The following is a 15624-nucleotide window of genomic DNA, read 5'->3' on the forward strand; positions in this document are numbered from 1 at the left end:
CGTGCCGCCGCGTTTACTGTTTCAATCAGTGGGATACCTGTCTGCTGGTGTAACGTAAGTTACGCGACGGTATCTTTTGCGGCAGTGGGTCGGTAGAGTGCCGCGAACTGACCAAGAGTGCAACGGCGCATCCTCTTGCCAGTACCGTGAAGGTACTTGTGGGCTCGCAGCGAGTGATTTCACCTCGCGCGGTCTGTTCACTGAAAACGGGAGGGTCCTATGCCGGCGTCCCAGAATGTGAGAAACCAGGCGCAGTGTAGCGTCGAATCTCAGGGTCTGTACGACCCTGCCTACGAACACGATTCGTGTGGGGTGGCCTTCGTCGCCGACATGGCCGGGGACAGTCAACACGCGATCGTGGTCAATGCGTTGACCGCTCTGCGCAACCTGGAGCACCGGGGGGCCCAGGGCGCCGATCCCGACACCGGCGACGGAGTCGGCATCCTGACCCAGGTGCCGGACGAGTTCCTGCGTGCCGTGGCGCCCTTCGATCTCCCCCGTGCGGGTACCTACGCCGTGGGCAACGCGTTCCTGCCCGTCGCCGACGACGCCCTCGACGCGGCCGTCACCGCGATCGAGCGCATCGCGGCCGAAGAGGAGCTGCGGGTGGTGGGCTGGCGTGAGCTGCCCGTCGACCCCAGCTGCGCCGGAGCCACCGCCCGCGAGGTCATGCCGCGGTTTCGACAGCTGTTCCTGGCTGAGGCGCAGGAACCGGATTCCGACGACGCGCTGCGGCTCGAACGGCGTGCGTTCTGCGTGCGCAAGCGCGTCGAACACGAGACCGACGTGTACTTCCCGAGCCTGTCGTCCCGGACGCTGGTCTACAAGGGGATGCTCACCGAGTCCCAGCTCGACGCGGTTTTCCCGGACCTCACCGACGAGCGTTTCGCCAGTGCGCTGGCCCTGGTGCACTCGCGGTTCTCCACCAACACGTTCCCCTCGTGGCCGCTGGCGCACCCGTACCGCTACATCGCGCACAACGGCGAGATCAACACGATGCGTGGCAACCGCAACTGGATGCGTACGCGCGAGAGCATGCTCGAGACCGAGCTGATCCCGGGCGACCTGCGGCGGCTCTACCCGATCGCCACTCCCGACGCCAGCGACTCGGCCACCTTCGACGAGGTGCTGGAGCTGCTGCACCTCAGCGGACGCAGCCTGCCGCACTCGGTGCTGATGATGATCCCGGAGGCCTGGGAGAACCACACCGAGATGGACCCGGCGCGGCGCGCCTTCTACGAGTTCCACAACAACCTGATGGAACCGTGGGACGGACCCGCACTGGTGGCCTTCACCGACGGCACCCGCATCGGCGCGGTGCTGGACCGCAACGGCCTGCGGCCGGGACGCTACTGGGTCACCGAGGACAACATGGTCGTGCTGGCCAGCGAGACCGGTGTGCTCGACATCGACCCCTCGCGGGTGGTGCGCAAGGGTCGGTTGCAGCCGGGACGCATGTTCCTTGTCGACACCGAGCAGGGGCGCATCGTCGACGACGAGGAGATCAAGGGCGAGCTCGCCGCCGAGAACCCCTACCGGCAGTGGCTGGACGAGGGCCTGCTGCACCTCGGTGACCTCCCGGGGCGAGAGCGGGAGGTGCCCTCGCACGACTCGCTGGTGCATCGCCAGCAGTTGTTCGGCTACACCGAGGAGGAGCTCGGCGTCCTGCTCAAGCCGATGGCCGGCACGGGGGCCGAGCCGGTGGGCTCGATGGGCAACGACGTGCCGCTGGCGGCGCTGTCCGAACGTCCCCGCCAGCTGTTCGACTACTTCACGCAGCTGTTCGCCCAGGTAACCAACCCTCCGCTGGACTCGATCCGCGAGGAACTGGTGACCTCGTTGACCACGCACGTGGGCCCCGAGCACAACCTGCTGGCCACTGATCCGGCCGCCTGCCACCAGCTCGTGCTGCCGTTCCCGGTGCTGGACAACGACGAGCTCGCCAAGATCGTGCACATCGACGACGACGGTGACCGCCCGGACCTGCGTTCGGTGACCATCCACATGGTCTACCGGGCCGCCGAGGGCGGTGCCGGGTTGCGGGCCAGGCTGGACGAGATCTGCCACGAGGTCTCCGAGGCCGTGGCCGGCGGTGCCCGGGTCATCGTGCTCTCCGACCGGGGAGCCGACGCCGAGTACGCCGCGATCCCGTCCCTGCTGCTGACCGGTGCCGTGCACCACCACCTCGTGCGGGAGAAGAGCCGTACCCAGGTCGGCTTGGTGGTGGAGGCCGGTGACGTCCGCGAGGTCCACCACGTGGCCCTGCTGGTCGGTTACGGTGCCGCCGCGGTCAACCCGTACCTGGCGATGGCCAGCGTCGAGGACCTCGTGCACCGCGGCCAGTTGCCGGGAATGACGGCCAAGCAGGCCACCGGGAACCTCATCAAGGCGCTCGGCAAGGGCCTGCGCAAGACGATGTCGAAGATGGGCGTGTCGACCGTCGCCTCCTACACCGGTGCCCAGATCTTCGAGGCGATCGGTCTCGGTTCCGAGGTCGTCGACCGCTGCTTCGCCGGGACGACCTCCCGCATCGGCGGGGCGGACTTCGAGGTGCTGGCCGCCGAGATCGAGGAGCGGCACCGCAAGACGTTCCCGGTCGACGGGATCAAGCCGAACCACCGTGACCTCAACGTCGGCGGTGAGTACCAGTGGCGCCGTGAGGGCGATCCGCACCTGTTCAACCCGCACACGGTGTTCAAGTTGCAGCACTCCACCCGCAGCGGGCAGTACGAGGTGTTCAAGGAGTACACCAACCACGTCGACGAGCAGTCCCAGAACCTGATGACGCTGCGCGGCCTGCTCGGTTTCCGCGACGGTGCGCGCGAACCGGTGCCGGTCGAGGAGGTCGAACCCGTCTCCGAGATCGTCAAGCGGTTCGCCACCGGCGGGATCTCCTACGGGTCGATCTCCCAGGAGATGCACGAGCTGCTGGCCGTGGCGATGAACCGGCTCGGAGGTAAGTCCAACACCGGTGAAGGTGGCGAGGACGCCGATCGCTTCACCGTGGACGACAGCGGCGAGTGGCGGCGTTCGGCGATCAAGCAGGCCGCCAGCGGTCGCTTCGGCGTCACCAGTGAATACCTGGTCAACTCCGACGACATCCAGATCAAGATCGCCCAGGGGGCCAAGCCCGGCGAGGGCGGCCAGCTGCCCGGGCACAAGGTCTACCCGTGGATCGCGGGCACCCGGTACTCGACCCCGGGAGTCGGGTTGATCTCGCCGCCCCCGCACCACGACATCTACTCCATCGAGGACATCGCCCAGCTCATCTACGACCTGAAGAACGCCAACCCGCGAGCACGGGTGCACGTCAAGCTGGTCTCCGAGGTCGGCGTGGGCACGGTCGCGGCGGGGGTGAGCAAGGCGCACGCCGACGTGGTGCTCATCTCCGGGCACGACGGCGGCACCGGCGCCTCCCCGCTGTCGTCGATCAAGCACGCCGGAGCTCCCTGGGAGCTGGGGCTAGCCGAGACGCAACAGACACTGCTGGCCAACGGCCTGCGGGACCGGATCGTGGTGCAGACCGACGGCCAGCTCAAGACGGGCCGTGACGTCGTGATCGCCGCGCTGCTCGGGGCCGAGGAGTTCGGCTTCGCCACCGCTCCGCTGGTCGTCTCCGGCTGCGTGATGATGCGGGTGTGCCACCTGGACACCTGCCCGGTCGGCGTGGCCACCCAGAACCCCGAACTGCGGTCGAAGTTCGACGGTCGGGCCGACTACATCGTGAACTTCTTCGAGTTCATCGCCCAGGAGGTGCGCGAGCACCTGGCCGCGCTCGGTTTCCGCTCCGTCGCCGAGGCCGTGGGTCATGCCGAGCTGCTGGACACCGAGTCGGCGAGCCGGCACTGGAAGACGCGGGGACTGGACTTCTCGCGCATCTTGCACGTGCCGGAACTGCCGGACGACGCCTCCATGCACCAGACCACCGAGCAGGACCACGGACTGGAGAAGGCGCTGGACAACACGCTGATCCAGCTCTGCGAGGGTGCCCTGAACGAGGGCTCGCCGGTGCACCTGGAGCTGCCGGTCCGCAACGTCAACCGGGCGGTGGGCACGATGCTCGGTTCCGAGGTGACCCGTCGCTGGGGCGGTCGGGGACTGGCCGACGACACGATCGACCTGACGTTCACCGGTTCGGCGGGACAGTCCTTCGGCGCTTTCCTGCCCAGGGGAATCACCCTGCGACTCGTCGGCGACTCCAACGACTACGTCGGCAAGGGGTTGTCCGGGGGACACGTCGTGGTGCGCCCCGAGACGGAGGCCTCCTTCGCCGCCGAGGACAACGTGATCGCGGGCAACGTGCTGCTCTACGGTGCCACCAGCGGTGAGATGTTCGTGCGCGGTGTGGTGGGCGAGCGCTTCGCCGTCCGCAACTCCGGAGCCGTCGCCGTCGTCGAGGGCGTGGGCGACCACGGCTGCGAGTACATGACAGGTGGTCGGGTGGTCGTGCTGGGCGACACGGGTCGCAACTTCGCGGCGGGCATGTCCGGTGGTGTGGCCTACGTGCTGGACCTGCGCCCGGACCGGGTCAACCACGACATGGTCGATCTGGACCCGCTCGACGAGGTGGACCGCGAGTTCCTGGCCGACCGGTTGCGTCGGCACTACGAGGAGACCGGCTCGGTCGTCGCCCGCGACCTGCTGGAAGACCGCGACACCGCGCTGGAGCGCTTCGGAAAGGTCATGCCGAAGGACTTCAAGCGGGTTCTGAACGCGCAGGCCGCGGCCGAGCGCGACGGGCGCGACGTCAACGAGGCGATCATGGAGGCCGCACATGGCTGACCCGAAGGGCTTTCTGACCACCCCGCGCGAGACCCCGGAGCGTCGCCCGGTGGACGTCCGCATCAAGGACTGGCGGGAGGTCTACCACGAGTTCGAGCAGGACAAGCTGCGCAAGCAGGCCGGGCGGTGCATGGACTGCGGGATTCCCTTCTGCCACCAGGGCTGCCCGTTGGGCAACCTGATCCCGGAGTGGAACGACCTGGTGTGGCGGGAGGACTGGCAGTCGGCCAGCGAACGGCTGCACGCCACGAACAACTTCCCGGAGTTCACCGGAACGCTGTGCCCGGCTCCCTGCGAGTCGGCCTGCGTGCTGGGCATCAACTCGGACGCGGTCACGATCAAGCAGGTCGAGATCGAGATCATCGACAGGGCCTGGGCCGAGGGATGGGTCCGGCCGGAGTTTCCGGCCACCCGAACCGGTCGCAAGGTCGCCGTGGTGGGCTCCGGACCGGCCGGTCTCGCGGCGGCCCAGCAGCTGACCCGGGCCGGTCACGACGTGATCGTCTACGAGAGGGCCGACCGCATCGGTGGGCTGCTGCGCTACGGCATTCCCGAGTTCAAGATGGAAAAGCACCGCCTGGACCGGCGGCTGGAGCAGATGCGCGCGGAAGGTACCGAGTTCCGCACCGGCGTCAACATCGGTGTGGACCTCACGACCGAGCAGCTGCGTTCCGAGCACGACGCCGTGGTGCTGGCGGGTGGTTCCACCAAGGCGCGGGAGCTGCCGATCCGGGGTCGCGATCTCGACGGCGTGCACCAGGCCATGGAGTACCTGCCGCCGTCCAACCGCGTGCAGGAGGGCGACCTCACCGAGTCGTCGATCAGCGCCGCGGGCAAGCACGTGGTGGTCATCGGTGGTGGTGACACCGGAGCGGACTGCCTGGGCACGGCGCATCGCCAGGGCGCGGCGTCGGTGACTCAGCTGGAGATCATGCCCACTCCGCCGTCGACCAGGACCGACGACCAGCCGTGGCCGACCTATCCGATGGTCTACCGCGTCTCCTCGGCCCACGAGGAGGGCGGTGACCGGATGTTCTCGGTCAACACCCAGGAGTTCCTCGGCGACGAGGAGGGCAAGCTGCGTGCGTTGCGCCTGGTCGAGATGCGCAAGGAGGACGGCAAGCTCGTGCCGGTCGAAGGCACCGAGCAGGAGCTGCCCTGTGAGCTGGTGCTGCTGGCGATGGGCTTCGTCGGTCCCGAACGCGAGGGCCTGATCGACGAACTCGGCGTCGAACTCGACGGCCGGGGCAACGTCGCGCGGGACAAGACGTTCATGAGCACGGTCGACGGCGTGTTCACCGCCGGAGACATGGGCCGTGGGCAGTCGTTGATCGTGTGGGCGATCTCGGAGGGCCGTTCGGCGGCGGCCGGGGTGGACCGCTACCTGACCGGTCGCGACGCGCTCCCGGCTCCGATCGCGCCGACGGACCGCCCGCTGTCCTGACTCCTGATCGAAATCGAGCCGCGCCGGACCCTGGGTCGCCCCGGACCCGGCGCGGCTCTTTCGCGCTGGTGCCGGGAGTGTTCCCGTCACTCTGGTGTGCGGGTGCCGATTGACCTGGGGTCCCGCGGAGTCGATGTTCTCGGCAGTGCGCCGCACCCCCGTTCCGCGGCAGCAGGGGGTTCGTCGGCCGAGATGCGTGTCCGATCTGGGAGGTTGGTGTTCCGTGGGCCGGTTGGAGCTGGAGACACTGGGTGGTGACACCGCGCTGGAGCTCGCCGAGTTCGACTCCCCGCCCGGTGATCCGGTGGAGCTACTGCGTGGCTGGCTGACCGGTGCCGTCGAGAACGGTGTCCGGGAACCGGGAGCGATGGTGCTGGCGACCACCGACCCGCGCGGTCGACCCTCGACGCGAGTCGTCCTGGTGAAGGAGATCGACGATCGGGGCGTGGTGTTCGGCACGGATCACGGCAGCCGAAAGGGCCGGGAGCTCGCGGCGGTCGCCTGGGCCGCGGGGACCCTGTACTGGCGGGAGACCCTGCAGCAGATCAGCGTGGCCGGCCCCGTCGAGTGGTTGTCCGACCACGAATCGGACGCGTTGTTCGCCGAACGTTCCGTGCCGGCGCAGGCGGCGGCGATCGCCGCGCGGCAGAGTCAGCCGCTGCGGGATCGGACCGAACTGCGTGGGGAAGCCGAACGGCTCGCCGCCGGAGATTCCCCGCTTCCCAGACCAGCCGACTGGGGAGGGATACGCCTCGTGCCGGAGCGGGTGGAGTTCTGGCACGGCAGTACGGACAGGTTGCACCGCAGGCTGCACTACGAGTGGATCGAGGGGGCGTGGACGTCCCGGCGCCTGCAGCCCTGAACCTCAGCCGCGCAGGCGCGGGGCGAGAGCCTCGGCGCTCGGAACGGTCTCGCGGGCGCTCAGGTCCTCGATGAGCGTCTCCGTCCAGCGGATCAGTCCCGACACGTCGATACCGTGCGGCGCTTCGCTCTCGAAGGGCCGAATGTTGTCGGAACCGCGTCGCAGCAGGGACTGAGCCCCCGTCGGATTTCCGCGAGCCGCGTGGGTCAGACCGACCGCCAGCTGTGCCAGCCCGCGCCACAGTTCACGCCCGGAGTCCTGCGTGGCCTTCCAGGCGTCCTCGAACACTTCGTGCGCGTGGAAGGGCTTGCCCCCGTCGAGGAGCTGCTGAGCTTCCGCGAGCGTTTGCTCGGTGGAGCGGACGACCCCTTCGGGCTGGCGTTCGACACCGGTGGCCTCGTACGGCAGCGGCCGGCCGAGGCCGTCGCGCGGGCGAGCGTTCCGGGCACGACCCTCGTCGTCGCGGTCACGACGTGTCCCCGTCGACGCTCCGCGGTCCTGTCGTTGCTCCAGCTCGTCACCCATACCACCATTCTCCCACCGTGCGTACTCCGCACCGAAGCGGTCACCGATCTCCGCTCAGGTCAACGCGCTCGGGTCGGCCGGCACGTCCACGGCGTGCTCCCTGAGCTTCTCGAGGTCGATCACCTCGAGAGCGCTCTCGTGGGTGGCGGCCAGCACCACCGGTGGTGCCGCACCGTTCTCGTAGGCTTCCAGCCAGCGTGAGGCGCAGACACACCACCGGTCCCCGGCGGTCAGTCCCGAGAAGCCGAACTCGGGACGCGGGGTGGACAGGTCGTTGCCCGCCTCCTGCTGGTGGGAGAGAAACTCGTTGGTCACCACAGCGCACACGGTGTGGTTGCCGATGTCCTCGGGGCCGGTGTTGCAACAGCCGTCGCGGTAGAACCCGGTCAGCGGATCGGTACCGCAGGCTTCCAACTCTCCGCCCAGTACGTTGCGCTCGCTCGTCATGGATTCAGGATCCCATCCTCGGGGCATCTCGGAACAGGCCGAGGCCCCGCGGCAGCGTCCTTTCTCGCGGGGGGACCGTGCGGCTGCGTTCCTTCCGCTTCCGTCCGGCAGACTCGCATCCCATGAGTGGAACGGTTCTGGTTCTCGGCGGCCGCAGCGAGATCGGTCTGGGAGTGGCGCGCCGCCTGGTCGGCGACGGGTTGGACACCGCGGTGCTGGCGGCACGGCGCAGTCACGATCTCGAAGCCGAGGAGGAAACACTGCGGCAGGCCGGTGCGACCACCGTCGAGCGGGTCGAGTTCGACGCCGACGACGTGGCGGGCCACCGTGCTTTTCTGGACGATCTCGTCGAGCGCCACGGCCGTCTCGACGTGGTGGTCACCGCCTTCGGCGTGCTCGGTGACCAGCAACGCGCCGAGCACGACGCCGAACACGCGCTCGCGGTGCTGCACACCGACTACGTGGCGCACGTCAGCATCCTGACGCACCTGGCCACCCTGCTGCGGCGGCAGGGCCACGGCCATCTCGTCGTGTTCTCCTCCGTGGCCGGGGTCCGGGTGCGCCGGGCGAACTACGTGTACGGCTCGGCCAAGGCCGGACTCGATGGGTTCGCCAGCGGGCTGGCCGACGCGCTGCACGGCAGTGGTGTCCACCTGCTGCTGGTGCGCCCCGGTTTCGTCATCGGCCGGATGACCGAGGGAATGTCACCGGCACCGTTCTCCAGCAGGCCGGAGCAGGTCGCCGACGCCGCGGTCGCCGCGTTGCGACGCCGCCGAGGCGAGGTGTGGGTCCCCGGAGTGCTGCGCTGGGTCTACGCCGCGATGCGGTTGGTGCCCCGCCCGATCTGGCGGCGCATGCCACGTTGATCGCGGGCTCTCCTGCTCGGTGCCCTCTTCGGAGAGGATGGGTGACGTGGTTCGCATCGACGGCGATCGGATGAGCGACGTGGTCGGCGTGGTGACGCTGGTCATGGGGGTGGGGCTCCTCCCGCAGCGCGTCCGTGCCCGGTCTCGGTGGCAGTTCCGGCGGGGTCAGAACATTGGGACTGATCGATCTCGCGATGGAGCCGGGACCGCTTCGTGGGTGTCGGCGATGGCCGTGGACGGCTTCACGGGCAGCGCTCAGCCTCGTGGTCGCGGAGCAGCTCCGAAGCGGGGGTTCGTCGAAAGCCGGGGGGGGTGGAGCGGTGATGATGGCCGCTCTCACGGTCGTCGACGGAGCACTGGTCGTGAGACTCAAGCGTCTCGGTCCCGCCGAGGGATGATTTCCGCAGTGCGCGGTTGGGTGGTTGCTCGGGCGATACCGTGATCACGCCGAAGGGATCGGCGTCGTCGTGGTGTGCGTTTCACCCCGGGAATGCCGGTACACGTCGGGTACCGGTCCGGTGCTCGCGCCGGTCAACGTCCTGACGGAGTCTTCGACGAACCGGGCTTCAGCCGGTCGCGCAGCCGGTGCCACCACCGGCGGCGCGGGAGCGGAGCCTCGCTCGGCCGAGCCCGGTCGGTCGGCCCGGCCGCGGCGGCGTCGTCGGTCTCGGTGGCTGCTGCTTGGTCCGCGCGCCACTGTCGCACCACGCTCTCCGCGTCCACCGGGGCGATCGGTACCCGTGGCCCCGACGGTGCCCGCAGCCAGTGCACGATCCGCAGGTTGAGCTCCTCCGCGGTGTCACGCACCGCTTGTTCGGTGGACAGCCCGCGAACCGTGTCCGGCAGTCGCTCGACCTCCCTGCGCAGCTGGAGCGGTGTGGGAAGCAGCGCTTCGGTCGACAGGCCCTCCCGCTGCACGTAGTCACGTGCCCACCACAGCTCGTCGCGGGGCTTGTCCATGTCGGGCAGGGGTTTGCCCTCGCCGGGCAGATCGTCGAGATCGCCGCGCTCCCGCGCCGTCCGGATCTGCCTGTCGATCCACGTCTCGAAGTCGACGCCGGTCGGCTTGCGCTCCGTCATGCCGCGACCCTCCCGCAGGTCCCGCCGCTCGATCCGCCACCGAGGAAGTACGGCGCCGGTCCCGTCCCGGTACCGAGATTACTCCGGCGCTCGAATGGTGCGGGAACGTCGCGACCGAGGGCTCGGTTCCCGGGCCGTCCGACACGGCCTCGGGCGTCGCCCGATCCGGCTGTCGGGCAAACTCCGGGAATGACGGACGTCGCCGAACGCTATCGTGCACTGGCTTCCGAGTTCACGCGTCGGGTCGAGGCCGTACCCGACGGACGTTGGGAAAGTCCCTCCCCGGGCGAGGGATGGAGTGCCGGAGACGTTCTCGGCCACGTGCTCGACACGCACCGGAACACGCCTACCCACGTCGGTTTGTCCATGACGCTGCGCGACTCCGTCGACCGGGACCCGCTCGGTGCCTGGCACGAGGCGCGCGAGGCCACGGAGGAGCTGCTGGCCGATCCCGAGCGGGCCGGACTGGAGTACGAGGGCTACTTCGGGCGCACCACGCTTCGGGAGACCGTCGACGGTTTCGTCTGCTTCGACCTCCTCGTCCACGGGTGGGACATCGCCCGAGCCACCGGCCAGGCCGAGACGCTGCCCGCCCACGAGGTCGAGCGGGTGCGTTCCGACGCGACCCGACTCGGAGACGGCCTGCGAGCGGAGGGCGTCTGCGGTCCCGAAGTGAGCGTTCCGGCCGACGCCTCCGCCCAGGACCGGCTGCTGGGGTTCCTCGGGCGCCGCCCCTGACGGCGGGTGCTCGGCGCGTCGAGAGAGCACACGAGCACGACGCGCCGACGAGCCGTCACCTGGTTCGTGCACCCGTGCGCGCCTCACCAGCCGCGTTGGCGCCATTCGGGCAGCTTGGGGCGCTCGGTTCCCAGCGTCGTGTCGTCGCCGTGACCGGGGTAGACCCATGTCTCGTCGGGCAGCTCGCCGAACACGCGGGTCTCGACGTCGTCGATCAGCGACCGGAACGCCTCCTGGGAACCGGTCTTGCCCACCCCGCCCGGGAACAGCGAATCACCGGTGAACAGGTGGGGGTGGCCGGTGGGGTCGCGGTAGAGCAGCGCGATCGAGCCGGGAGTGTGCCCGCGCAGGTGGATGACCTCGACGGCGCAGTCGCCGACCTGCACGGTCTCGCCGTGCTCGACCTCGCGGTCGGGTGGCACCGGCAGCCCGTCGGAGTCCGCGGGGTGCGCCACGGTGTAGGAACCGGTCTGACCGGCCAGCGAACCGAGGGCCTGCCAGTGGTCCGGGTGCTGGTGAGTGGTCACGATCGTGCGCAGCCGGGGACGCTCGTCGTCGTGCCCGAGCAGATCGGCCAGCCGTTCCGGATCGTTGGCGGCGTCGATGATCAGGGCGTCTCCCGTCCTCAGACAGGTCAGGAGGTAGGCGTTGTTGTCCATCGAGCCGACCGAGAGCTTGATGATGTTCAGCGCGTCGAGTCGTCGCCGGGTCGCCGCGCCACCGGGCTCGACGTGGCCGGTGTAGGTGTCCTGGATCTGCACGGTGGTGATCCTAACGCCGCGCCGGTGCCACTGCTCAAAGCCACGTCGGAACGCGCGGAATGTCGCCGCTGAGGGCTTCGTTGCTGTACCGCCCGAGCAACCAGCCGAGCAGCATGTCGGGATCACCGCGAACCTGCCGGTGCTCGGCCTGGGGGTTGCCGATGGACCAGGTGCGGCGCCTGCCGTCCGAGAAGTCGGTGACGATCGTGGTCGCGGGCACGTCCGGGCGTCCGGCGAGCTGACGGATGGTGTCGTCGAGCAGCAGCTCGACGTCGGAGAGGGGAATGGCGTCGAACCCGATGCCGCATTCGAGATCGACCAGGTGCACCCAGACCTCCAGCAGCCGCGCCCGCAGGATCTCGTGAGCCGCTATCGGTTTCCCGGGCGCACCCACGATCTCGGCTGTCCAGGCGGCCCCGGGCAACTTTCGCGCGGACTGGGCGAAGCGGGCGCAGGCGGCCCGCAGGTCCTCGTACAGCAGCCAGCGGCTGCGCACGCTGCCTTCCTGGATATCGGCGTCCCGGTCCTCCTTGCTCGCGTACATGGGGTGCTCGACACCGGTGCGCGCCCAGGTGAGCAGATTGACGCATCCGTCGGCGTTGCGGGCCAGATGAGAGACGACGTGCGCTCGCGTCCAGCCGGGGAGCAAGCTGTGGCGACGAATCTCCTTTTCGTCCAAGCCGTGGACCGTCTCCAGCAACCACGATGTCGCGTTCTCGATCGCGGAGAGCAGCGCGGTGGGTTCCGGTACCTCGGCGGGGGGACTCGGGTCGTGGTTCCAACCGCCGGAACCGAGATCGAGATCGGGCATGGGCTTGTCCCCCGAAGCGAGGAGTGCGGAGGGCTGTAACGCAGTGCCTTGAAAGCTCGAGGATAAGTGCTCATGCCGGGGGACCGGAAGTACTTTGTCCAGGTATTTTGAAGTGGGGACACCTAGTGTGCCGCCGAGGGGCTCTCAGGGGCGCCGCCGAGAGTGCTGCTGCCCCGGCACGGGTGTTCGTGGCGCGGAATGGCCCGGTCCGCGGACCTGTTGTGGTGGGGTGGAGCCCTGCTTCCGCGCGGAGACCGTCGGACGGGAACCCCGGGCTCGGAGGGGACGTTGTCGGTGCCGCTGCCTAGCATGGGTGGCGACGTGTTGGCACCGACGCCGACGGCAGGAGCAGGGTTTGCCGCGGTGTGCGTTCGCCCACCGATACCGAAACTTTCGAAGGGACCACCGAGTGGCTGACCGCCTTGTCGTCCGTGGCGCTCGCGAGCACAACCTGCGCGGAATCGATCTCGACCTGCCGCGCGACAGTCTCATCGCATTCACCGGATTATCCGGTTCCGGGAAGTCGAGCCTGGCTTTCGACACGATCTTCGCCGAGGGGCAGCGGCGCTACGTGGAGTCCCTGTCCGCCTATGCTCGCCAGTTCCTGGGGCAGATGGACAAACCCGACGTGGACTTCATCGAGGGACTGTCCCCCGCGGTGTCCATCGACCAGAAGTCGACCAGCCACAACCCCCGCTCCACCGTGGGCACCATCACCGAGGTGCACGATTACCTGCGCCTGCTCTACGCCCGCGCGGGCAGGCCGCACTGCCCGGTCTGCGGCGAGCTGATCAGCAAGCAGACCCCGCAGCAGATCGTCGACCAGGTCCTGGAGATGCCCGAGCGCACTCGCTTCCAGGTCCTCGCGCCGGTCGTGCGCGGTCGCAAGGGCGAATACGTGGACCTGTTCGAGCAGCTGCGTACCCAGGGCTACGCACGCGCCCGCGTCGACGGCACGGTCCACCCGCTGGAGTCGCCTCCGACGCTGAAGAAGCAGGAGAAGCACGACATCGCGGTGGTCGTCGACCGCCTGACGGTCAAGGCCGGTGCCAAGCAGCGCCTCACCGACTCGGTGGAGACGGCGCTGCGGCTGGCCGATGGACTGGTCGTGCTGGAGTTCGTCGACACCGACGAGCACGACTCGCAGCGGGAGCGCAAGTTCTCCGAGCACCTGGCCTGCCCGAACGGCCACCCGTTCGGCGTGGAGGAGCTGGAGCCGCGCTCGTTCTCGTTCAACTCGCCCTACGGTGCCTGCCCCGAGTGCGCGGGTCTGGGCATCCGCAAGGAGGTCGACCCGGAACTGGTCGTGCCCGACGAGGACCTGCCGCTGGGCGAGGGCGCGATCGCCCCGTGGGCGGGCGGGCACACCGCCGAGTACTTCACCAGGCTGCTGACCTCGCTGTCCGAGGCGATCGGCTTCCGCATGGACACCCCGTGGAACCGGCTTCCGACCAAGGTCAAAAAGACGGTGCTGCACGGTAGCAACGACCAGGTCCACGTGCGCTACCGCAACCGCTACGGAAGGCAGCGCTCGTACTACGCCAACTACGAGGGCGTCATCCCGTTCCTGGAACGCAAGCTGGAGCAGACCGAGTCGGACTACTCCCGCGAGAAGTACGAGGGCTACATGCGGGACGTGCCGTGCCCGGCGTGCGACGGTGCCCGCCTCAAGCCCGAGATCCTGGCCGTGACCATGGACAACGCCGAATACGGCGAGTTGTCCATCGCCGAGCTCAGCGCGCTGAGCGTACGGGACTGCTCGGCGTTCCTGAACGCCCTCCGCCTCGGCGAGCGCGAGGAGATGATCGCGGGCCGGGTGCTCAAGGAGGTGCAGGCCCGGTTGGGCTTCCTGCTCGACGTGGGGCTGGACTACCTCTCGCTGGACCGGGCGGCGGGCACGCTGTCCGGGGGCGAGGCGCAGCGCATCCGGCTGGCCACCCAGATCGGATCCGGGCTGGTCGGCGTGCTCTACGTGCTCGACGAGCCCTCCATCGGGTTGCACCAGCGGGACAACCACCGACTGCTGGAGACCCTGAGCAGGCTGCGCGACCTGGGCAACACGCTCATAGTGGTCGAGCACGACGAGGACACGGTGCGCAGCACGGACTGGGTCGTCGACATCGGTCCCGGAGCCGGTGAGCACGGCGGTCACGTCGTCCACAGCGGGCCGGTCAAGGAGCTGCTGGACAACGAGGACTCGCTGACCGGTGACTACCTGGCCCGGCGCAAGCGGATCCCGGTACCGGACGAGCGTCGCCGGCGGGACCCCAAACGGCAGCTGACCGTCGTGGGAGCCCGTGAGCACAACCTGCACGAGATCGACGTGTCCTTTCCGCTCGGCTGCGTCATCGGAGTGACCGGCGTGTCCGGCTCGGGCAAGTCGACCCTGGTCAACGACGTGCTGGCCACGACGCTGGCTAACAAGCTCAACGGCGCCCGCACCGTGCCGGGGCGGCACAAGCGGATCAAGGGCCTGGAGCACGTGGACAAGCTCGTGCAGGTCGACCAGTCGCCGATCGGGCGCACCCCGCGCTCGAACCCGGCCACCTACACCGGCGTGTTCGACCGGATCCGCAAGCTGTTCGCCGCCACCACCGAGGCGAAGGTGCGGGGTTACCAGCCGGGGCGGTTCTCGTTCAACGTCAAGGGGGGACGCTGCGAGGCGTGCGCGGGCGAGGGCACGCTGAAGATCGAGATGAACTTCCTGCCGGACGTCTACGTGCCGTGCGAGGTCTGCAGGGGCGCCCGCTACAACCGGGAGACCCTGGAGGTGCACTACAAGGGCAAGACCATCGCCGAGGTGCTGGACATGCCGATCGAGGAGGCCGCGGAGTTCTTCGAGCCCATCACGGCCATCCACCGCCACCTCAGGACGCTGGTCGACGTCGGGCTCGGTTACGTGCGGCTGGGGCAGCCGGCGCCGACGCTGTCCGGCGGTGAGGCCCAGCGCGTGAAGCTGGCCAGTGAGCTGCAGAAGCGCTCCACGGGACAGACCGTTTACGTGCTCGACGAGCCGACCACGGGCCTGCACTTCGAGGACATCCGCAAGTTGCTCGGCGTGGTCAACGGGCTGGCCGACAAGGGCAACACGGTGGTCGTCATCGAGCACAACCTCGACGTGCTCAAGACGGCCGACTGGTTGCTCGACCTCGGCCCGGAGGGCGGCAACGGTGGCGGCACCCTGGTCGCGGAGGGAACGCCCGAGCAGGTGGCCGAGGTCGAGGCCAGCTACACCGGCCGGTTCCTGGCTCCGGTGCTCGGGGAGGCGTGACCGGCTACCCGGCTCCGCGCGCTCGGTACTCGGCCCG

The 15624-nt window shown here is 69.0% G+C and carries 11 protein-coding genes; 6 read left to right on the forward strand and 5 right to left on the reverse strand.

Features of this window, described 5'->3' with window-relative positions:
* The first annotated feature begins 219 nt into the window (after positions 1–219).
* The 3 genes from gltB to phzG all read left to right on the forward strand — a co-directional run bounded on the left by gltB (position 220) and on the right by phzG (position 7088).
* Positions 220–4782 (forward strand): glutamate synthase large subunit, encoded by a 4563-nt coding sequence (gene gltB / locus FHX42_RS16380; RefSeq protein WP_182545241.1) that lies wholly within the window; start codon positions 220–222, stop codon positions 4780–4782.
* The gene (locus tag FHX42_RS16385) at positions 4775–6226 is read left to right on the forward strand and encodes a glutamate synthase subunit beta (RefSeq protein ID WP_182545242.1); all 1452 of its coding nucleotides are present in this window, start codon (positions 4775–4777) and stop codon (positions 6224–6226) included. Before gltB ends, FHX42_RS16385 begins: the two co-directional genes overlap by 8 nt.
* 223 nt (positions 6227–6449) lie before the next feature.
* Positions 6450–7088: a phenazine biosynthesis FMN-dependent oxidase PhzG gene (gene phzG, locus FHX42_RS16390; RefSeq protein WP_328796241.1), complete on the forward strand. Its 639-nt coding sequence runs from the start codon at positions 6450–6452 to the stop codon at positions 7086–7088.
* A gap of 3 nt (positions 7089–7091) precedes the next feature.
* Here the strand turns inward: phzG and FHX42_RS16395 are convergent, their stop codons facing one another.
* Positions 7092–7613, reverse strand: a complete 522-nt coding sequence (locus FHX42_RS16395; protein WP_182545244.1) for a DUF309 domain-containing protein — start codon at positions 7611–7613, stop codon at positions 7092–7094.
* Between the two features lie 54 nt (positions 7614–7667).
* Complete coding sequence (locus FHX42_RS16400; RefSeq protein WP_182545245.1) at positions 7668–8060, reverse strand: DUF2237 family protein; 393 nt, start codon at positions 8058–8060, stop codon at positions 7668–7670.
* 122 nt (positions 8061–8182) lie between these two features.
* On the opposite strand from FHX42_RS16400, the gene FHX42_RS16405 reads away from it, so the two are divergent.
* A complete protein-coding gene (locus FHX42_RS16405) occupies positions 8183–8926 on the forward strand; it encodes an SDR family NAD(P)-dependent oxidoreductase (RefSeq protein WP_182545246.1) in 744 nt (247 codons plus the stop codon).
* A 531-nt stretch (positions 8927–9457) separates the two neighbouring features.
* On the opposite strand, the gene FHX42_RS16410 is transcribed toward FHX42_RS16405, so the two are convergent.
* Positions 9458–10006 carry a DnaJ family domain-containing protein gene (locus FHX42_RS16410; protein ID WP_182545247.1) on the reverse strand — a complete coding sequence of 183 codons (549 nt, stop codon included), beginning with the start codon at positions 10004–10006 and terminating at the stop codon, positions 9458–9460.
* A gap of 189 nt (positions 10007–10195) precedes the next feature.
* Here FHX42_RS16410 and FHX42_RS16415 point away from each other — a divergent pair, with 189 nt between their 5' ends.
* Entirely contained in the window at positions 10196–10744 is a 549-nt protein-coding gene (locus FHX42_RS16415; RefSeq protein ID WP_182545248.1) for a TIGR03086 family metal-binding protein, read from the forward strand.
* Positions 10745–10827: 83 nt separating this feature from the next.
* Here the strand turns inward: FHX42_RS16415 and FHX42_RS16420 are convergent, their stop codons facing one another.
* Together FHX42_RS16420 and FHX42_RS16425 are read right to left on the reverse strand one after the other, a co-directional pair.
* Positions 10828–11505, reverse strand: a complete 678-nt coding sequence (locus tag FHX42_RS16420; protein ID WP_182545249.1) for an MBL fold metallo-hydrolase — start codon at positions 11503–11505, stop codon at positions 10828–10830.
* 34 nt (positions 11506–11539) lie between these two features.
* Complete coding sequence (locus FHX42_RS16425) at positions 11540–12316, reverse strand: maleylpyruvate isomerase family mycothiol-dependent enzyme (protein WP_182545250.1); 777 nt, start codon at positions 12314–12316, stop codon at positions 11540–11542.
* Between the two features lie 409 nt (positions 12317–12725).
* Between FHX42_RS16425 and uvrA the strand changes: the two genes are divergently transcribed.
* Positions 12726–15587, forward strand: coding sequence for an excinuclease ABC subunit UvrA (gene uvrA, locus FHX42_RS16430; RefSeq protein WP_182545251.1), 2862 nt, complete (start codon positions 12726–12728; stop codon positions 15585–15587).
* Positions 15588–15624 lie beyond the last annotated feature (37 nt).

The organism is Halosaccharopolyspora lacisalsi, from assembly GCF_014137975.1.
In the GTDB taxonomy this organism is placed as follows: Bacteria; Actinomycetota; Actinomycetes; order Mycobacteriales; family Pseudonocardiaceae; genus Halosaccharopolyspora; species Halosaccharopolyspora lacisalsi.